16 protein-coding genes are annotated in these 17,948 nt (G+C 73.4%); 8 read left to right on the top strand and 8 right to left on the bottom strand.

Translation table 11 applies throughout. The features are described from left to right. The 5 genes from AC2YHB_RS14805 to AC2YHB_RS14785 all read right to left on the bottom strand — a co-directional run bounded on the left by AC2YHB_RS14805 (window position 1) and on the right by AC2YHB_RS14785 (window position 3,793). A complete protein-coding gene (locus tag AC2YHB_RS14805; protein WP_487354213.1) occupies window positions 1-1,077 on the bottom strand; it encodes an MSMEG_0568 family radical SAM protein in 1,077 nt (358 codons plus the stop codon). Window positions 1,078-1,097: 20 nt separating this feature from the next. Then, window positions 1,098-1,631 carry an MSMEG_0572/Sll0783 family nitrogen starvation response protein gene (locus AC2YHB_RS14800; RefSeq protein ID WP_051932988.1) on the bottom strand — a complete coding sequence of 178 codons (534 nt, stop codon included), beginning with the start codon at window positions 1,629-1,631 and terminating at the stop codon, window positions 1,098-1,100. A gap of 58 nt (window positions 1,632-1,689) precedes the next feature. Next, a complete protein-coding gene (locus AC2YHB_RS14795; protein ID WP_036551072.1) occupies window positions 1,690-2,517 on the bottom strand; it encodes an amidohydrolase family protein in 828 nt (275 codons plus the stop codon). 100 nt (window positions 2,518-2,617) lie between these two features. Continuing rightward, the gene (locus tag AC2YHB_RS14790; protein WP_242530334.1) at window positions 2,618-2,959 is read right to left on the bottom strand and encodes a hypothetical protein; all 342 of its coding nucleotides are present in this window, start codon (window positions 2,957-2,959) and stop codon (window positions 2,618-2,620) included. Between the two features lie 3 nt (window positions 2,960-2,962). After that, window positions 2,963-3,793 (bottom strand): sulfurtransferase, encoded by an 831-nt coding sequence (locus AC2YHB_RS14785; protein ID WP_179647986.1) that lies wholly within the window; start codon window positions 3,791-3,793, stop codon window positions 2,963-2,965. Window positions 3,794-3,856: 63 nt separating this feature from the next. On the opposite strand from AC2YHB_RS14785, the gene AC2YHB_RS14780 reads away from it, so the two are divergent. Then, entirely contained in the window at window positions 3,857-4,312 is a 456-nt protein-coding gene (locus AC2YHB_RS14780) for a MarR family transcriptional regulator (RefSeq protein WP_036551079.1), read from the top strand. A gap of 1 nt (window position 4,313) precedes the next feature. Here the strand turns inward: AC2YHB_RS14780 and AC2YHB_RS14775 are convergent, their stop codons facing one another. After that, complete coding sequence (locus AC2YHB_RS14775) at window positions 4,314-5,204, bottom strand: LysR family transcriptional regulator (RefSeq protein WP_036551082.1); 891 nt, start codon at window positions 5,202-5,204, stop codon at window positions 4,314-4,316. A gap of 72 nt (window positions 5,205-5,276) precedes the next feature. On the opposite strand from AC2YHB_RS14775, the gene AC2YHB_RS14770 reads away from it, so the two are divergent. The 4 genes from AC2YHB_RS14770 to lon all read left to right on the top strand — a co-directional run bounded on the left by AC2YHB_RS14770 (window position 5,277) and on the right by lon (window position 10,573). Continuing rightward, window positions 5,277-6,464: a thiolase family protein gene (locus tag AC2YHB_RS14770; protein WP_487354212.1), complete on the top strand. Its 1,188-nt coding sequence runs from the start codon at window positions 5,277-5,279 to the stop codon at window positions 6,462-6,464. Between the two features lie 162 nt (window positions 6,465-6,626). Further along, complete coding sequence (locus tag AC2YHB_RS14765) at window positions 6,627-7,322, top strand: 3-oxoacid CoA-transferase subunit A (RefSeq protein ID WP_207006714.1); 696 nt, start codon at window positions 6,627-6,629, stop codon at window positions 7,320-7,322. Continuing rightward, window positions 7,322-8,008: a 3-oxoacid CoA-transferase subunit B gene (locus AC2YHB_RS14760; RefSeq protein ID WP_179647983.1), complete on the top strand. Its 687-nt coding sequence runs from the start codon at window positions 7,322-7,324 to the stop codon at window positions 8,006-8,008. The genes AC2YHB_RS14765 and AC2YHB_RS14760 overlap by 1 nt, the downstream gene beginning before the upstream one ends. Window positions 8,009-8,236: 228 nt before the next feature. Beyond that, the gene (lon, locus tag AC2YHB_RS14755; RefSeq protein ID WP_487354211.1) at window positions 8,237-10,573 is read left to right on the top strand and encodes an endopeptidase La; all 2,337 of its coding nucleotides are present in this window, start codon (window positions 8,237-8,239) and stop codon (window positions 10,571-10,573) included. Between the two features lie 77 nt (window positions 10,574-10,650). Here lon and AC2YHB_RS14750 read toward each other — a convergent pair whose 3' ends face one another. Together AC2YHB_RS14750 and AC2YHB_RS14745 are read right to left on the bottom strand one after the other, a co-directional pair. After that, a complete protein-coding gene (locus AC2YHB_RS14750) occupies window positions 10,651-12,324 on the bottom strand; it encodes a DNA repair helicase XPB (RefSeq protein WP_207006712.1) in 1,674 nt (557 codons plus the stop codon). Between the two features lie 9 nt (window positions 12,325-12,333). Then, window positions 12,334-14,391: a helicase-associated domain-containing protein gene (locus AC2YHB_RS14745; RefSeq protein ID WP_308645483.1), complete on the bottom strand. Its 2,058-nt coding sequence runs from the start codon at window positions 14,389-14,391 to the stop codon at window positions 12,334-12,336. A gap of 267 nt (window positions 14,392-14,658) precedes the next feature. Between AC2YHB_RS14745 and AC2YHB_RS14740 the strand changes: the two genes are divergently transcribed. The 3 genes from AC2YHB_RS14740 to AC2YHB_RS14730 all read left to right on the top strand — a co-directional run. Continuing rightward, window positions 14,659-15,552, top strand: coding sequence for a PP2C family protein-serine/threonine phosphatase (locus tag AC2YHB_RS14740; protein WP_242530332.1), 894 nt, complete (start codon window positions 14,659-14,661; stop codon window positions 15,550-15,552). After that, on the top strand, window positions 15,549-17,177 hold the full coding sequence (locus tag AC2YHB_RS14735) for an FHA domain-containing protein (protein WP_487354210.1): 1,629 nt from the start codon (window positions 15,549-15,551) through the stop codon (window positions 17,175-17,177). The genes AC2YHB_RS14740 and AC2YHB_RS14735 overlap by 4 nt, the downstream gene beginning before the upstream one ends. A gap of 32 nt (window positions 17,178-17,209) precedes the next feature. After that, a partial coding sequence (locus tag AC2YHB_RS14730) for an RDD family protein (protein WP_487354209.1) occupies window positions 17,210-17,948 on the top strand: 739 nt, incomplete at its 3' end.

Below are 17,948 nucleotides of genomic sequence, written 5' to 3'. Positions count from 1 at the left end.
TCAGGCCCCCTCGCAGGCGAGCGCCGAGCAGGCACCGCAGGCGGCGCACCCGGCGGACTGGGCCGCGCCGAGCATGCCCGCCCGGCGCAGGGCGGCGGCGACCCGGCCGGTCACCTTCGCGACCGTCCGCGGGTTCGGTGCGGGCACGTGGTCGACGTCGGTGGCGAGGGTGCCGGCGAGCGGCCGGAACGGGACGACGAACGGGTAGACGCCCATCGCGATCAGCTCCTCCGCGCCGGCGATCATCTCGTCGGGGTCCTCGCCGAGGCCGACGAGGAGGTAGGTGGACACCTCGTTCCAGCCGAACACGCGCACCGCCTCGGCCCAGGCCGCGCGGTACTCGCTCATCGGCACCGAGCCCTTGCCCGGCATCCAGCGCCGGCGCGCGTCGTCGTCGAGGGACTCGACGTGGATCCCGATCGAGCGGGCCCCGGCGTCGTACAGGTCCTGGATGACGGAGAGGTCGCCGGGCGGCTCGCACTGGACCTGGATCGGCAGGTCGGGCAGCACCTCGCGGACCGCGCGGACGCAGCGCGCGAGGTGGACCGCGCCGCGGTCGCGACCGTTCGACGTCCCCGTCGTCATCACCATCTGGGTGATGCCGTCGAGGTCGTGGGCGGCCTTGGCGACCTCGGCGATCTGGGCCGGGCTCTTCACCGCGATCGTCGAGCCCTGGCGCAGGGACTCCTCGATCGCGCAGAACCGGCAGCGCTCCGACTCGTCGTAGCGCACGCAGGTCTGCACGACGGTCGTGGCGAGCACCCGCGCGGAGTGGAGGCGGGCGATCTTCTCGTAGGCGACGCCGTCCGCGGTGGTGAGGTCGTAGAAGCGCGGACGCTCGATGGTCTCGACGCCCATGCCGGTGTCGGCGCCGTCGAGCAGCAGCTTGCCGCCCTGCACGGTGTAGGGGCTGCGGGGGTTGAGCGGGATGGCCGCGCCGACGCCGTCGAGCAGCAGGTGCCCGTCGTCGCTCGGTCCGGCCCCCGCACGGCGGGAGACCGGCGCGTCGGCGAGCCGGATGCCCTGGATGGCCAGGTCCACACGGGTGGAGCTGGCGGTGGTGGTCGGCGCGGCCATGGCTCAGGTCCCGTCCGCGCTCAGAGCTGGTAGGTCGAGTTGATGATGGCGCCCTTGCGGGCGTAGTGGATGAGGGCGTCCTGGACGTCGAGCGGGTGGGTCGGCACCACGCCCTCGATCAGGTCCTCCTCGCGCAGGCCGTGCAGCGCCATCCCGAACCGGCAGCAGTAGACGGTGCCGCCCTCCTGGATGAACGTCTCGAGCGACCCGTTCGTGTTCAGCTCCCCGGGGAAGCCGGCGTCGCCGACGGTCGGGAAGCCGCGGGTCGACATGCAGGCGAGGGTGCCGGGGCCGTAGAAGTAGATGGCGGACTCGAAGCCCTTGCGCAGGGCACGGGTGGCCTGCAGGATCGCGACGAAGCTGACCGACGACTCGTGCGGGATGCCGTGGACGAGGGTGAAGTAGGTCTCGCCCTCCTCCGCCTGGAAGTCGGGGAACACCTTCGTCGAGCCGTAGAGGTTGGTGCCCTTCGGCTGCGACGGGTGGGGGATCTCGGCAAGCGAGGCCTCCATGTTGGCCTTGATCTGGGCGTCGATTGCGGCGGTGTCGGTCATCGGGTGCTCCTTGGCGGTGGGTACGGCGCGGTGGTGGGTCGGGCGGGGAGTGGTGCGGTCAGGCCCCGTAGAGGGCCTCGAAGTTGCCCCTGAAGAGCGCGTCGATGAGCTCGGGGTCGTCGGTGGCGGCGGCCAGGCGGGCGTACTCGCCGGCGTGGTCGCCCCAGGGGGTGTCGGTGGCGAAGAGGACGCGGTCGTGGCCGATCCCGCGGCGCTCGATCTCCTGGCACAGCCAGGCGGGCGCGAAGCCGATCGCCCAGCTGGTGTCGGTGTAGACCTTGAGGCCGCGCTCGATCCAGTCGAAGAAGCGCCCGCCGATCAGCTTGAGGTGCCCGCTCATGCCGCCGCCCAGGTGGACGAGGTGGATGCGGGCGTCGGCGCCGTAGCGCTCGACGAGCTTGCCGATCTGGTCGACGTCGGAGGCGGCGCCCGGCGAGGTGTGCACGTGGACGACGAGGTCGTGCTCGGCCGCGGTCGTGAAGACCTTGTGCAGCTCCTCGGCGGAGTCGGGGTCGTCCACCGAGCCGCCGAGCAGGAAGCTGGTCTTGAGGGCGACCACACCCTCCTCGACGGCGAGGCCGAGCGCCTTGTCGTTGCGGGCGCTGTCGGAGGCCTTCGGGGAGACCCACAGGCCGCAGCGGACCCGGTCGTCGGCCTGGGCGGCGTCGAGGGCGAGCTTGTTGAGCTCGAAGGCGACGTCCGGGTCCGGGACGCCGTAGTTGGGGAGCACCAGCGCCCGCTCGGTGCGCTCGGCGTCGAGGTCGGCGAAGAACTCCTTCACGGTGGCCCGGGCCGTGGTGTCCGGGCTGATCGGCGGGCCGCCGTAGAAGCCGTACGACGGCAGTCGGCCGATGTGCCGGTGGGCGTCGTGGGTGGGCTTGTCCATGCCCAGAAGTCCACCGGCAGGGTGTTTCGGATTGGTTTCGCCCGGAATGCGGGGTGCTACCCGGTCCGTAAGTTTCCTGTTACCCCGGACCGGGCTCGCGTCATGCGAAGGCCAGCCACAGCCCGACGACCGTGGGCAGCAGGCCGAGCAGCAGCCAGGGGCTCAGCACCCTCCGGCGGTGGATGGCCAGCCCGGCCGTCACCGCGAGGACGCCGAACGCCCCCGCGATGACGGTGAGGCCGATCCGCGCGGCCGTGGCCGACGTGGGTGTCTCGAGCGCGGCGAGCACCAGGCCGGCCGCCAGGTGCGCGATGGTCAGCACCGCCAGCGTGGACGTCACCCAGCGCTGCACGTGGGTCAGGGACCGGTCGTCGACCGGCCGGACCGGGTTGGCCGGGTCCATCAGGTGGCGTCGGCGACGCGGAGCGGCCTCGGCGGTCACGGCTCAGACCTCGACCGGGACGCCGACGAGCGAGCCGTACTCCACCCAGGACCCGTCGTAGTTGCGCACGTCGGGCAGGTCGAGCAGCTCGTGCAGCACGAACCAGGTGTGGGCGCTGCGCTCGCCCACGCGGCAGTAGACCGTGACCGGGCTGTCGTCGAGGCTGAGCCCGGCGGCGCCGTACAGGGCGCGCAGCTCGTCGTCGCTGCGGAAGCTGCCGTCCTCGGCCGCGGCCTGGGACCAGGGGACGTTGACCGCGGTCGGGACGTGGCCGGGGACCTGCGGCTGCTCCTGGGGGAAGTGGGCCGGTGCGAGGATCTCGCCGGAGAACTCGGCGGGGGAGCGCACGTCGACGACCTGGCGGACGCCGATGCCGGCGACGACGTCGTCGCGGAAGGCGCGCAGCGCGGGGTCCGCGGGGCCCGCGGTGTAGGTCGTCTCGGGGCGATGGGTGACCAGGTTGTCGAGGGGCCTGCCCTCGAGCTCCCACTTCTTCCGGCCGCCGTCGAGCAGCCGGACGTCGGTGTGGCCGTAGAGCTTGAACACCCAGTACGCGTACGCCGCGAACCAGTTGTTGTCGCCGCCGTAGAGCACGACGGTGTCGTCGTTGGTCACGCCGTGGCGGCCGAGCAGCGCGGCGAAGCGGGCCTGGCCGACGACGTCGCGTCGCGGCACCTCGCGCAGGTCGGTGGACCAGTCGAGGCTCGTCGAGCCGGGGATGTGGTTGGTCGCGTGGGCGGCGGTGTTCTCGTCGACCTCGATCACGACGACGCCCGGTGCGCCGAGGCGCTCCTCGAGCCAGTCGCCGTCGACGAGGACATCGGTGCGGGCCATGGTGCTCCTCCAATTAGTTGGTGTACTAACAATTTTTACACCAATCATTGGTACGCTGACAACATGCCGAAGTCCGACGCCCTCGAGGGGATCGAGAACCCGCTCGCCCTCGACCAGCAGGTCTGCTTCGCGCTGGCCATCGCCTCGCGCAGCGTGATCGCGCTCTACCGGCCGCTGCTGGAGCCGATGGGGCTGACCCACCCGCAGTACCTCGTGATGCTCGCGCTCTGGGAGGAGGAGCCGCTGCGCGTCGCCGACCTGGCCCGCCTGCTCGAGCTCGACCCCGGCACGCTGTCCCCGCTGCTGAAGCGGCTGGAGGCGGCCGGCTACCTGCGACGGGAGCGCGATCCCCGTGACGAGCGGGCGCTCGCCGTCGTACTCACCGAGAAGGGGCGCGCGCTGCGCGACGACGCCGAGGCCATCCCGCCGGCCATCGTCGAGCGCCTCGGGATGCCCGTCGACGAGCTGCTCGAGCTGCACCGGCGGCTCACCGCGGTGATCGCCGCGGCCACGGCGTGAGTCAGTCGCCGACCAGCTCGCCCAGCACCTCGAGCGTGCGCAGCAGGTGCGGCTCGGAGCGGTCGGTGCGGTGCGCGACCGCGAGCTCGACGCTCGCGGCGGGACGGACGAGCGGCACGTAGGCGACGCCGGCCAGGGCGAGTGCGCTCACCGGCTCCGGTACGACGGCCACGCCCAGGCCGCCCGCGACGAGGGTGACCAGCGTCGAGGTCTCGCCGACCTCGTGCCGGATCCGCGGGGCCTCGCCGGCATCCGCGAAGAGCCGCCGCACGACGTCGTACATCGCGGATCGGCGGCCGGCGGAGTGCACGATCAGGTCGGTACGGGCCAGGTCGGCGACCCGCACCCGGTGCCGGGCGGCCAGCGGGTGCCCGGAGGGTACGGCGACCACGAGCCGCTCCTTGCGCAGCGAGGTCACGGTGAGGGAGCCGTCGGCGACCGGCGGCCGGAGGAGGGCGAGGTCGATGGTCCCCTCGCGCAGGGCGTCGAGCTGGTCGGCGACGAGCATCTCGCCGCGGAACGAGAACTCGACGCCCGGCAGCTCGTCGGCCAGGCGCCGGGAGAGTGCGGGCAGGAGGCTGTAGGTCGCCGAGCCGACGCAGCCGATCGCCACGTGGCCGACCGCGCCGGCGGCGACGCGGCGGGCCTCGTCGGCGGCACCGTCGACGGACGCCAGGATCGCCCGGGCGCGCTCCAGGTAGGCGGCACCGGCCGCAGTGAGGTCGACCCGGCGGGTCGTGCGCACGAGGAGCTCGACGCCGAGCTCGGCCTCGAGGCGGCGGATCTGCTGGGAGAGGGGCGGTTGGGCCATGTGCAGCCGCTCCGCGGCGCGGCCGAAGTGCCGCTCCTCGGCGACGGTCACGAAGTAGCGCAGATGGCGCAGCAGATCCATATCTCAACTCGACTCAAATGGGTCAGATATTGATACTTCACAATATCAAGTGGTCGACCTACCGTCGATGCCATGAGCAGCTCCTACGTGTACGCAGCGGTCCGTACCCCGTTCGGCCGGTTCAACGGCGGGCTCTCCGGCGTCCGGACCGACGACCTCGGAGCCGCCGTGGTGTCATCGGTCCTCGCCCGGACCCCGGACCTCGACCCCGCCTCGATCGGCGACATCGTCTGGGGCAACGCCAACGGCGCCGGCGAGGACAACCGCAACGTGGGCCGGATGGCCGCCCTCCTCGCGGGCGTGCCGGTCAGCGTCCCGGCCGTCACCGTCAACCGCCTCTGCGGCTCGAGCCTGGAGTCGCTCATCGGCGGTGCCCGCGCGATCGAGACCGGCGACGCCGACATCGTGCTCACCGGCGGGGTGGAGTCGATGACCCGGGCCCCGTGGGTGCTGCCGAAGCCGGACCGTGCCTTCCCGATCGGCGACGTCACCGCGGTCTCGACCGCGCTCGGCTGGCGGCTGGTCAACCCGGCGATGCCGAAGGAGTGGACGGTCAGCCTCGGCGAGGCCAACGAGCAGCTGCAGGAGCGCTTCGGCATCTCCCGTGAGCGCCAGGACGCCTTCGCCGCGCGCTCGCACCAGCTCGCCGAGCAGGCCTGGGCCGACGGCTTCTACGACGACCTCGTGGTCCCCGTCGAGGGCACCGACCTGGTCCGCGACGAGGGCATCCGCGCCGGCAGCACCCCCGAGGCGCTCGCCGGCCTCAAGCCGGTCTTCCGCAAGGACGGCACGATCACGGCCGGCAACGCCTCCCCGCTGAGCGACGGCGCATCGGCCGTCCTGCTCGGGGCGGAGTCCGCTGTCGACAGGATCGGTACGACGCCGCTCGCGCGGGTGGCCGGCCGGGCGGCGTACGCGCTGGAGCCGCAGGCGTTCGGCTACGCGCCGGTGGAGGCCGCGAACGCGGCGCTGAAGCGCGCCGGCATCGACTGGTCCGACGTGGGCGCCGTCGAGCTCAACGAGGCGTTCGCGGTGCAGTCGCTGGCCTGCGTCGACGCCTGGCCGATCGACCCGGAGATCGTCAACCAAAAGGGCGGCGCCATCGCGATCGGGCACCCGCTGGGCGCGTCGGGCGGTCGCCTGATCGGCACGCTCGCCAAGGTGCTTCGCGAGACCGGCCAGCGCTGGGGCGTCGCCGGCATCTGCATCGGCGTCGGCCAGGGCCTGGCCGTCGTCCTGGAGAACGAGGAGGCCAAGTGATCCCCTCTGGAACCCCACCGCGCGCCCCACACGCCGGGCACGCACCTGGCTGCGTTGGCAGCGCTCGACGTGCAGCCCGGCATGCCTTCGCGCCGCCGCCTTGCCATGCACGCACCCGGAGCACGGGGCGCTCCCGACGGGCCTCCAGGGAGGATCACTGACATGTCGCGAACCCAGCTGATGGAGACGGCGGACGCCGCGGTCGCCGGCATCGAGGACGGCTCCACCGTCCTGGTGGGCGGCTTCGGCCTCGCCGGCATGCCCTTCGACCTGATCGACGCGCTGATCCGCCAGGGTGCCAAGGACCTCACCGTGGTCGCCAACAACGCCGGCAACGGCGAGGTCGGCCTGGCCGCGCTGCTCAAGGCCGGGCGCGTGCGCAAGGTGATCTGCTCCTTCCCGCGCCAGGTCGACTCGTACGTGTTCGACGAGCTCTACCTCGCCGGCAAGCTCGAGCTCGAGGTCGTCCCGCAGGGCAACCTCGCCGAGCGGATGCGCGCGGCCGGCGCCGGCATCGGCGCCTTCTACTGCCCGACCGCGGTCGGCACGCCGCTCGCCGAGGGCAAGGAGGTGCGGGAGATCGACGGTCGCACCTACCTGCTGGAGTACCCGATCAAGGGCGACTACGCCCTCATCTCCGCGCACGCCGCCGACGGGATGGGCAACCTCGTCTACCGCAAGACCGCGCGCAACTTCGGCCCGGTGATGGCGACGGCGGCGGCGACCACGATCGCCCAGGTCAGCCAGATCGTGCCGACGGGGTCGCTGGACCCCGAGGCCGTCGTCACCCCCTCCATCTACGTCGACCGCGTCGTCGCGGTCGAGGCCCGCCACTACACCGTGCAAGGAGCCCGCTGATGACTTCTCTCGCCTCCGGTACGACGACCGTCGAGCACCTCGACCGTGGACCGCTCTCCATGGACGAGCTCGCCGAGGTGATCGCCCGCGACATCCCCGAGGGCTCCTTCGTCAACCTCGGCATCGGCCAGCCGACGAAGATCGCCGACCACCTCCCGCCCGAGCTCGGTGTCGTGCTCCACACCGAGAACGGCATGCTCGGCATGGGCCCGGCCGCCCACGGCGACGACGTCGACGCCGATCTCACCAACGCGGGCAAGGTCCCCGTCACCGAGCTCCCGGGGGCGTCGTACTTCCACCACGCCGACTCCTTCGCCATGATGCGCGGCGGCCACCTCGACGTCTGCGTCCTCGGCGCCTACCAGGTCGCGGGCAACGGCGACCTCGCCAACTGGCACACCGGTCGCGCCGACGCGATCCCGGCCGTGGGCGGCGCGATGGACCTGGCCATCGGCGCCAAGGACGTCCTCGTGATGATGGGCCTCTTCGGCAAGGACGGCTCACCCAAACTGGTGCCGGCGTGCACCTACCCCCTCACCGGCGTCGGCTGCGTCAGCCGGGTCTACACCGACCACGGCATCTTCGAGGTCGGCGGTGAGTCGGTCGTCGTGACCGCCACGTGGGGGATCTCGGTGGAGGAGCTGCGGGAGCGGCTCGAGGTGCCGCTGGTGGTGCGCGCCGGCTGAGCGGCGGGCGCTCCTCTGGGAGTTTCACCGGCCGGCCGGAGAAACTCACGCTTGGACGACGAAACTTCATCGTCCAAGCGTGAGTTTCGTCGTCCAAGCGCGGGAGAAACACCGGCCGGCCGGTGAAACTCCCGCGAGCCGCCGAGTGACCCCACCCCCGGGGAAGTTCCCGCGTTCGCCAGCCGCGAACGCCGGAACACCACAAACCCGGAACGCATTGGAAGGTTCATGACGAACCCGATCAACCTCCCTGTGCTCTTCCTCTCCGACGTGGTGGTGCTTCCCGGGATGGTGGTGCGGGTCGAGCTCGACGAGCCCGCCCGAGCCGCCATCGACGCCGCCCAGCTCGCTGCCCGCGAGTCGGGTGAGCAGGCCAAGGTCCTCGTCGCTCCCCGGCTCGAGGACCGCTACGCGTCGTACGGCGTCGTGGCCACCGTCGAGAAGGTGGGCCGCTTCGCCGGTGGCGAGCCCGCGGCCGTCCTCAAGGCCGGCGACCGAGCCCGCATCGGCAGTGGCGTGACCGGTCCCGGCGCGGCCCTGTGGGTCGAGGTCGAGCCGGTCGAGCACGACGTCGTCGACGACGAGGTGCGCATCCTGGCCGAGGACTACCGCAAGCTCGTCGTCGGCCTGCTCCAGCGCCGCGAGGCGTGGCAGGTCGCCGACCAGGTCACCCGCATCGAGGACCCTGCCGCGCTGGCCGACACGGCCGGCTACGCGCCGTACCTCTCCGACGACCGCAAGCGCCAGCTGCTCGAGACCCCGGAGGTCCGGGAGCGGCTGCGGCTGCTGGTCGAGTGGACCCGCGACCACGTCGCGGAGTCCGAGGTCAGCGACAAGATCGACGCCGACGTGCGGGAGTCGCTGGAGAGGAACCAGCGCGAGTTCCTGCTGCGCCAGCAGCTCGCCGCGATCCGCAAGGAGCTCGGCGAGGGCGACCCCGAGGGTGGCGACGACTACCGCGCCCGGGTCGAGGCTGCGGACGTCCCGGACGACGTCCGCGAGGCGCTGCTGCGCGAGGTCGACAAGCTGGAGCGCGCCAGCGACCAGAACCCCGAGGCCGGCTGGATCCGCACCTGGCTCGACACCGTCCTCGACCTGCCGTGGAATGTCACGACCGAGGACGACACCGACGTCGTCGCGGCCCGCGCCGTCCTCGACGCCGACCACCACGGCCTCGACGAGGTGAAGGACCGGATCACCGAGTACCTCGCCGTGCGCGCGCGTCGCGCCGAGCGCGGCTTGGAGCTCGTCGGCGGACGTGGCTCCGGCGCCGTCGTGCTGCTGGCGGGCCCTCCGGGTGTCGGCAAGACCTCGCTCGGCGAGTCCGTCGCCCGTGCCCTCGGTCGCAAGTTCGTGCGCGTCGCCCTCGGCGGTGTCCGCGACGAGGCGGAGATCCGCGGCCACCGCCGGACGTACGTCGGCGCGCTGCCCGGCCGCGTCGTGCGGGCCATCAAGGAGGCCGGCTCGATGAACCCGGTCGTGCTGCTCGACGAGGTCGACAAGGTCGGCTCCGACTACCGCGGCGATCCGGCGGCGGCGCTGCTCGAGGTCCTCGACCCCGCACAGAACCACACCTTCCGCGACCACTACCTCGAGCTCGACCTCGACCTGTCCGACGTGCTCTTCATCGCGACGGCCAACGACATCGGCTCGATCCCGGCCGCGCTGCTCGACCGCATGGAGCTGGTCTCGATCGACGGCTACACCGAGGAGGACAAGGTCGCGATCGCCCGCGACTTCCTGGTCCCGCGCCAGCTGGAGCGGGCCGCGCTGGGCGCCGACGAGGTGACCATCTCCGACGAGGCGCTGCGCGAGATCGCCGCCAACTACACCCGCGAGGCGGGCGTGCGGCAGGTCGAGCGGCTGCTCGCCAAGGCGTTCCGCAAGGCCACGGCCCGGCTGGCGTCCGGAGAGGTCGACCGCGTCGACATCGGGGTCGGTGAGCTCAAGGACCTGATCGGGCGGCCGCGGTTCACCCCCGACGTCGAGGAGCGCACGTCGGTCCCCGGCGTCGCGACCGGCCTGGCCGTGACCGGCATGGGCGGTGACGTCCTGTACGTCGAGACGTCGGCCTCCGAGGGCAAGGCGGACCTGACCGTGACGGGCCAGCTCGGTGACGTGATGAAGGAGTCGGCCCGGATCGCGCTCTCGTGGGTGCGCTCGCACGCCGCGGAGCTGGGCATCCCGGCCAGCGCCTTCGAGCAGTCGCTGCACGTGCACTTCCCGGCGGGCGCCGTACCCAAGGACGGGCCGTCGGCGGGCGTCACGATGGTGACCGCCCTGGTGTCGCTGCTGACCGGGCGCCCGGTGCGCTCCGACATCGCGATGACCGGTGAGGTCACGCTGTCCGGGCGGGTGCTCCCGATCGGTGGGGTGAAGCAGAAGCTGCTCGCCGCCCAGCGCGCCGGTGTCGCCGAGGTGTTCATCCCCGAGCGCAACCGGCCCGACCTGGACGACGTCCCGGCCGAGATCCTGGAGGCGCTGACCGTGACCCCGGTCGGTGCGGTCACCGAGATCCTCGAGCGCGCGCTGGTGGTCGCGCAGGAGGGGACGGCCGCGGCCTGATCTGGTCGCGGTTCAACTACCGGATTTGTCGTCGGACCGCCCGGTCCGCGACGAATCCGGTAGTTGCGCGTCCGCGCTCAGGCGCCGGTGAGGTCCTGGGCGTCGACGATCCGGTAGGCATAGCCCTGCTCCGCGAGGAACCGCTGCCGGTTCTGCGCGAACTCCGCGTCCACGGTGTCGCGCGACACGATCGTGTAGAAGTGCGCCACCTTCCGCTCGCCGTCCGGCCCCGGCTCGCCGGGGCGGAGCAGGCGGCCGAGCCGCTGCGCCTCCTCCTGGCGTGAGCCGAACGACCCGGACACCTGGATGGCCACCTCGGCGGAGGGCAGGTCGATGGAGAAGTTCGCGACCTTCGAGACCACCAGCAGGCCGATCTCGCCGGAGCGGAACCCGTCGAAGAGGCGCTGGCGCTCCTTGACCGGCGTCTGACCGGTGATCACCGGGGCGTCCAGGGCCTCGCTCAGCTCGGAGAGCTGCTCGAGGTACTGCCCGATCACGAGAGTCGGCTGGCCGCGGTGCCGGTCGACGAGGTCGCGCACGACCTTCACCTTCTCCGGCGTGCAGGCGGCGAGCCGGTAGCGCTCCTCCGGGTCGGAGGTCGCGTAGGCCATCCGCGAGGCGTCGGGCAGCGAGATCCGGACCTCGATGCAGTCCGCGGGCGCGATCCAGCCCTGCGCCTCGATGTCCTTCCAAGGGGCGTCGTACCGCTTGGGGCCGATGAGCGAGAAGACGTCGCCCTCGCGGCCGTCCTCGCGCACCAGCGTCGCGGTGAGCCCCAGGCGGCGGCGGGCCTGCAGGTCCGCCGTCATCCGGAAGATCGGCGCCGGCAGGAGGTGCACCTCGTCGTACACGATGAGGCCCCAGTCGCGGGCGTCGAACAGCTCGAGGTGCGGGTAGACGCCCTTCCGCTTCGTGGTCACGACCTGGTAGGTCGCGATGGTGACCGGCCGGACCTCCTTGACGGTGCCGGAGTACTCGCCGATCTCGTCCGGCGTGAGGGAGGTACGGCGGACCAGCTCGTCCTTCCACTGGCGGGCGCTCACGGTGTTGGTCACCAGGATCAGCGTGGTGGCGCCGGCCTCGGCCATCGCCGCGGCACCGACGATGGTCTTGCCCGCGCCGCAGGGCAGGACGACGACGCCGGAGCCGCCGTGCCAGAAGGACTCCGCCGCCTCGGCCTGGTAGGCGCGCAGCGACCAGCCGTCCTCGGCCAGCGCGATCGGGTGGGCCTCGCCGTCGACGTACCCGGCGTAGTCCTCGGCCGGCCACCCGAGCTTGAGCAGGGCCTGCTTGAGGTTGCCGCGCTCGGAGGGGTGGACGGCGACGCCCTGCTCGTCGTCGGGCAGGTCGTCGATCCGGTTGCCGAGCATGCCGGCGACCTTCTTCGACCGCAGCACCTCCTCCAGCACCGGCCGGTCGTTGGACGCGAGGACGAGGCCGTGGGTCGGGTGCTTCTCCAGCCGCAGCCGGCCGTAGCGCGACATCGTCTCGGCCACGTCGACCAGCAGCGCGTGGGGGACCGGGTAGCGCGACCAGGTCAGCAGCGTGTCGATCACCTGCTCGGCGTCGTGCCCGGCCGCGCGGGCGTTCCACAGCCCGAGCGGGGTCAGCCGGTAGGTGTGGATGTGCTCGGGCGAGCGCTCGAGCTCCGCGAACGGGGCGATCGCCTTGCGGCACTCGGCCGCCTGCTCGTGGTCGACCTCCAGCAGCAGCGACTTGTCCGACTGCACGATCAGGGGTCCGTCTGTCACCGCACGAGTCTACGTGGCCGGCGAGTCGGCCCCCAGCGGCACGACCCTGGTGATCCGGTGCACCGCATACCGACGCTCGGCGTCAGGGTCGTCGGCCGCCGCGTCGGAGTCGCGCGCCGTCAGCTGGCCACCGTCGACGGCGAGCGGCTGCACGGACCGCTCGGACACCACGCCCTGGTTGTCCGTGAACCCGATCAGTACGACGCCGCGCCGCTCGATCGCGTCCCGCAGCGCCGAGAGCACGCCCCCGCCGGGCGCGGAGGCCGACGCGGGTCGCGAGCGCGCCTCCTCGTCGCCCTCGCGCACGCTGCGCACGGCGGAGGCGACGTGGGCCGCCTGTCGTGCGGCGGCCCGTCCGGCGTCGGCACTCTCCCGGGTGCGCGGCGTACGCGCGCGCAGGCCCTCGGCGGTGCCGACCCGCACCATCCCGTCGGGGCCCTCGACGACCGGGGCGGCGCCGATCTCGCGGAGCCGGGGGAGCAGCAGGTCGAGCGGCAGCGAGGAGATGAGGACGGTCGGGGCGAGCCGCTGCAGGCCGAGCCCGCCGGCCTTCGGGTGGTTGACGAGCTCGGCCAGCGCCACCTCGTCCTCGGACCGGATGAACGCGGTCGCAGCGCCCACCCGCAGCCGGCCGAAGCTGCGGGCGACGTCGTCGACCAGGTAGGTCAGCGGCTGCGGGACCGGCGTGCGCGAGGCGGCCAGGAGGAAGGCGTGCACCTCGGCGGCGGTCCAGCCCGCGTCGAGCGTCCGCCGCACCGAGTCGGCGGTGAACCGGTAGACGGTGGCGCCGCCGTGCGACTCGACGTCGGCGACCTGCTGCAGCCGCCGGGCGAGGTCGGGCTGGAGCGGTCCGGGCGCGATCGCGGTCAGGTCGGCCTGGAGGAGCACGTGGTCCACGGGGGAGGGGAGCAGCGCCGCGAGCACGGGGGCGGGGTCCTCGCCGTCGACGAGGGCGCGTCCGTAGGGCGACAGCACGTCGGCACCGGTCACTCCGAGCACGGCCGCCTCGGCCACCGCCCACGCGACCAGGTCGGGGCGGGTCCGCGGCCGGCGCGGGCGCTCCCACGCGATCCGGGCCACCAGCGACGGCAGCCCGGTCCCGGCCGACAGGCCCTCGCCGTCCGGCAGCGCGGCCAGCGCCGCCAGCACCATCTGCTTCGCCTCGGGCATCCCGGACGCCGCGAGCTCGGGGGTCAGCGCGTTCCACGGCTTCTGGTCGGGCCCGCGCTCGCCGACGAGCGACGGCAGCCGCGGACTGGCCAGCCAGGCCCGCGCCAGCACCGTCCACTGCTCGGCGGGTGGCAGGTCGCGCCACCGGTCGAACTCGTCGCTCGGCACCCACACCGGGTTGCCGTCGGCGTCGGCCCGGGTGCCGACGAGGCCCGCCTCGGCGGCGACCTCGACGACGAGGGCGGCGTCACGCTCGGGGACCTGGAGGTGGGCCGCGGTCGCCCGAAGCTCGCGGACTCCTAGGCCGGTGGTGCGCAGGGCCGCCGCCGGTCGGGTGCTCCACCACTCGAGCAGCATCGCCGTCCGTCGTACGACGTCGGTGGCCGCACCCACGGCCGCACTCCCCGCGAGGCGCGGCGAGCGTGGCTCACCCGCGACGGCCGGAGGGACGTCCACGGGGGAGGTGGTCGTCCGGCCGCCCCGCAGGGCGAGGCCGACCTCGCCGGGCACCGCCAGCAGCCCGGGCTGCAGGGATCCCGCGGGCACCAGCAGACGGTGCGCGATCAGCAGCTCGGCGGGCGTCTCGGCGTCCTCGGGGCGCAGCCCGATCCGCGCCGACCCCGACTTCGCCGTGCTGCCTCCGGCGACCACGTGGTCGAGCAGCGCACGGGCCTGCGGGGGCAGGGCCTCGATCACCGCGAGCAGCTCGCCGGCCGGTCGCGGCTGGGCCGACCGGGGGCGCAGCCCGCTCACTCCGGCGTCCGCGCCACCGACCAAGCTGTCGGCGACGACGCTCAGCGGGCGCAGGCCCTCGGGTGACTCCCAGGCGAGCGCGAGATCCACCAGGCGTCGTACCGTCGCGACGACGAAGCCGTGGTCCGCGTCGACGAGCTCCACGAGTTCCGATTCGGTGGTTTGGCCGGCGACGACGAGGGCATCAAGCACCGAAAGCTCGCCTCGGGTGAGGCCGTCGAGCGCGCGTGCGATCGAGTTCCTCACCCCGGCGCGCGAGGCGAGTTGACCGAAGTCGTGAGGGGCAGGGGTGGCCAGGTCCGGACGATCCGTGAGCAGGCGGACGAGCCGCTCGTCGGGCCACGACCGCAGCTGGTCGGCCAACGACCGGTACCCGCTCCGACCTGCTCCCACGAGGGCCAAACTACCGACATGGCCGACACGCACGGGGGCCTTCCCCGGATGAGCACCGCACGACGCTCCGAAGTGCAGCACGTCGAGCTCCACCACGGCGCGGCCACCGACGTCGGTCGGGTCCGCCAGGCCAACGAGGACGCCTACCTCGCCGACCCACCCGTGTTCGTCGTCGCCGACGGCATGGGCGGGCACGACCGCGGCGACGTCGCGAGCGCGATCGTCGTCGAGGAGTTCGCCCGCCTCGCCAGCGACGGGTACGACGCCGAGCGCGGCGCCGAGGCCGTCGCCGCCACCCTGCAGGCCGTCCAGGACCGGATCCTCGCCTTCGACGCCGAGCAGCGCGCGAGCGGTGCCGACGCCAACTTCTCCGCGGGCACGACCGCCGTCATCGCCCTGCTCGTCGACTCGTCCTCCGGCCCCGTCTGGCTGCTCGCCAACGTCGGCGACTCGCGCGCCTACCGCTTCAACGACGGCGAGCTCGAGCAGGTCAGCGTCGACCACAGCCTGGTCCAGGAGCTCGTCGACACCGGCCAGATCACCGAGGCGGCCGCGGCCGTCCACCCGAGCCGCAACGTGATCACCCGCGCGCTGGGGGGATCGGCGCTGCCCGGTGGGGTGAGCGGGGAGGCCGACTACTTCCTCCTGCCGCTCGCCGCGGCCGAACGGCTGCTGCTCTGCTCCGACGGCGTCAGCGGCATGCTCGACGACCAGCGGATCAGCTCCATCCTCGGCTCCTGCGAGGACCCCCGCGACGCCGCCGAGCAGGTCGTCGCGGCCGCCGTCGAGGCCGGTGGTCACGACAACGCAACGGCCGTCGTGGTCGATGTGGTGGGATTGGTGCACACAGAGCCGTACGACGCCGACGCGCAGCGGCTGAGCCTGGAGCAGAAGTTGGGAGCCCTCCCATGAGCGAGACCGCAACCGGCGCGACCGGCGCCTGGTCCTACCGCACCGGTGACTGGTTCGCCGTGTTCGGTGCCAACGCGACCGTGCTGCTGCCCGCGTCCCAGAAGGACCAGGTCGTCGCGCTGTGGGCGCTCGTCGACGGCGGAGCCGGCTTCGACGAGGTGCTCGACGGCCTGCTCGCCTCCGGCCTGAGCCGGATCCCCGGCTTCGTGCTGGTGAGCGACGACGACGGCCCGACCCGGGTCCTGCTCCGCGGCCAAGGCGTGACCGCGACGCTGGCGACCGCCGACGAGGAGGTCACGCTCGACGGCGCCGCCAGCCACACCTGGGTCGAGCGGAGCGTCGACGGCGTCCTGGCCCTGTCGGTCAGCGTCCCCGCGGACGAGGAGGCCGGACGCGGCGAGGCCGACTTCCCCATCGCCACCGGGCTGGTGCGGATCGGGCAGGTCGACCGGCCCGCCGTCGTACCCGTGTCGGGTGGGGCGCATGCCGCCGCACCGGCCGTCGACGGACCGGACGACGCCGCTGCTGGGGCCGAGGCCGAGCCCGAGGCGGCGCCGGTGCTCGACCTCGGGAAGCCGGCGCCGGCCGACGCGATGGTCGAGGCGCCCACCGACGAGTCCACCGACGAGCCCGTCGAGGACGCCGTGGTCGACGACGTGGCGGTCGACGACGAGCCTGCACCCGCCGAGCCCGAGGTGATGGCCGAGGCCGCCATGGCGGAGGCCGACGCGATGGTCGAGGACGAGCCGTCGCCGCTGGACGAGGGCCCTGCCACCGAGGTCATGGACGTGGTCCCCGACCCGTTGAGCGACCCGCTGCCTCCGCCCCCCGGTGCCCCGGCACCCGACGGCTGGGTCACTCCTTGGGACTCCTCGCCGACGCCGTCCACGGGCGGTGCCGAGGAGCCCGCCGAGGAGCCCGTCGAGGAGCCCGTCGAGGAGCCCGCCGGGGAGGCGGCGTCCGCGGACCCGCTCGCCGAGCCGGACACCCCCGCCGTCCCGTCGCCGCCGCTGCCGCCGATGGGTGGCGAGACCGAGGTCGCCCCCGTCGGCTGGGTGCCGCCTCCGCCGCCGTCGGTCGACGCCCCCGTCGACGCGCCGCCGCTGGGCATCGGCTCGTGGGAGCCCGTCGGAGGCACGCCGCCGCCGCCTCCCGCGCCGGCTCCCTTCGACCCGGACCACGACGGCCAGACCGTCACCGGCGTGGGGCCGGACGTGCCCTCGCCCCCGCAGCCCGGGATCCCCGGCCAGCCGCCGGCGCCCGCGGTCACCCAGCCGGTGGCGAAGCTGCTCATCTCCGACGGCCAGACGGTCGTGGTCGATCGCGCGGTGCTGATCGGCCGCGCCCCGGAGGCGCGCCGCTTCACCTCGACCGAGCAGCCGATGCTCGTCACCGTCCCCAGCCGGCTCCACGAGATCTCGTCGACGCACGTCGAGGTCCGCCCCGGCACGGGTGCCGACCACGGCACCGCCGTCGTCACCGACATGGGCTCGACCAATGGCACCGTCCTGGTCCAGCCCGGCCTCGGTCCCGAGGACCTCAAGCCGGGGATCGCCGTCCAGCTGATCCCGGGCGCGATCATCAACCTCGGTGACGGGATCACCATCCAGGTCACCCGGCCCTGACCGGCCGGCGGCCGCTACTCGGAGCGCTGCCCATGTCTCTCGTCCCCCCGCCCACCACGGAGCCGGTGATGTTCCCGCCGGCCGTGCTCGACCGCCGCTTCTCGGCGTTCGTGCTGGACCGTGTGGTCGCCTGGGGCCTGTCCGGCGCTGTCGGCTTCGCCGTGTGGGCACTGCTCGACACCTCCATCCCGGTGGCGCTGGTCAGCGCCGTCGGCGCCGACCTGGTGCTCGGCATCGTGCTGGCCGTCCTGGTCGGGACGACCGGCGTCACCCCCGGCAAGGCCGCCGTCGGGCTGCGGGTCGTGCGCCGTGAGACCGGGCGGCCGATCGGGGTCCTCGCCGCGCTCGGCCGGTACGTCGTCCTCGGCATCGCCGGCATCCCCACCCTCGGCCTCGGCCTGGCGACCCTCGCGTGGACGGCCGCCGCCGACCCGAGCCGGCAGCGCCGTGGCCTGCACGACCGGATCGGCGACGCGGTCGTCGTCGACATCCGTCCGGTCCCGGTGGCGCCGGAGGAGACCGACGACCGGCCGCAGCAGATCGTCAACCTCACCGCCCTGCGCCTGATGCCCGTCCCGCCGGTCCAGCACCCGGCGTCGACCCCCGCGCCGACCCCCGCGCCGACCCCCGCTCCCGCCCCGGCTCCCGCTCCTGCGCCGACGCCGGTGCTCTCGCCCGTCCCGGCGCCGGCGCCCGCCCCTGCTCCGGCCCCTGCTCCGGCCCCTGCCCCTGCTCCGGCTCCTGCACCGGCTCCGGCACCCACGCCGGCTC

Source organism: Nocardioides sp. SRI_004 (assembly GCF_057586415.1).
This window is presented reverse-complemented; position numbering and strand designations above follow the sequence as displayed.

What these genes read in the sequence shown, in the direction of transcription:
- AC2YHB_RS14805 (WP_487354213.1), bottom strand. Translation starts at nt 1,077, where the DNA reads ATGGCCGCGCCGACCACCACCGCCAGCTCCACCCGTGTGGACCTGGCC.
- AC2YHB_RS14800 (WP_051932988.1), bottom strand. Translation starts at nt 1,631, where the DNA reads ATGACCGACACCGCCGCAATCGACGCCCAGATCAAGGCCAACATGGAG.
- AC2YHB_RS14795 (WP_036551072.1), bottom strand. Translation starts at nt 2,517, where the DNA reads ATGGACAAGCCCACCCACGACGCCCACCGGCACATCGGCCGACTGCCG.
- AC2YHB_RS14785 (WP_179647986.1), bottom strand. Translation starts at nt 3,793, where the DNA reads ATGGCCCGCACCGATGTCCTCGTCGACGGCGACTGGCTCGAGGAGCGC.
- AC2YHB_RS14780 (WP_036551079.1), top strand. Translation starts at nt 3,857, where the DNA reads ATGCCGAAGTCCGACGCCCTCGAGGGGATCGAGAACCCGCTCGCCCTC.
- AC2YHB_RS14775 (WP_036551082.1), bottom strand. Translation starts at nt 5,204, where the DNA reads ATGGATCTGCTGCGCCATCTGCGCTACTTCGTGACCGTCGCCGAGGAG.
- AC2YHB_RS14770 (WP_487354212.1), top strand. Translation starts at nt 5,277, where the DNA reads ATGAGCAGCTCCTACGTGTACGCAGCGGTCCGTACCCCGTTCGGCCGG.
- AC2YHB_RS14765 (WP_207006714.1), top strand. Translation starts at nt 6,627, where the DNA reads ATGTCGCGAACCCAGCTGATGGAGACGGCGGACGCCGCGGTCGCCGGC.
- AC2YHB_RS14760 (WP_179647983.1), top strand. Translation starts at nt 7,322, where the DNA reads ATGACTTCTCTCGCCTCCGGTACGACGACCGTCGAGCACCTCGACCGT.
- lon (WP_487354211.1), top strand. Translation starts at nt 8,237, where the DNA reads ATGACGAACCCGATCAACCTCCCTGTGCTCTTCCTCTCCGACGTGGTG.
- AC2YHB_RS14740 (WP_242530332.1), top strand. Translation starts at nt 14,659, where the DNA reads ATGGCCGACACGCACGGGGGCCTTCCCCGGATGAGCACCGCACGACGC.
- AC2YHB_RS14735 (WP_487354210.1), top strand. Translation starts at nt 15,549, where the DNA reads ATGAGCGAGACCGCAACCGGCGCGACCGGCGCCTGGTCCTACCGCACC.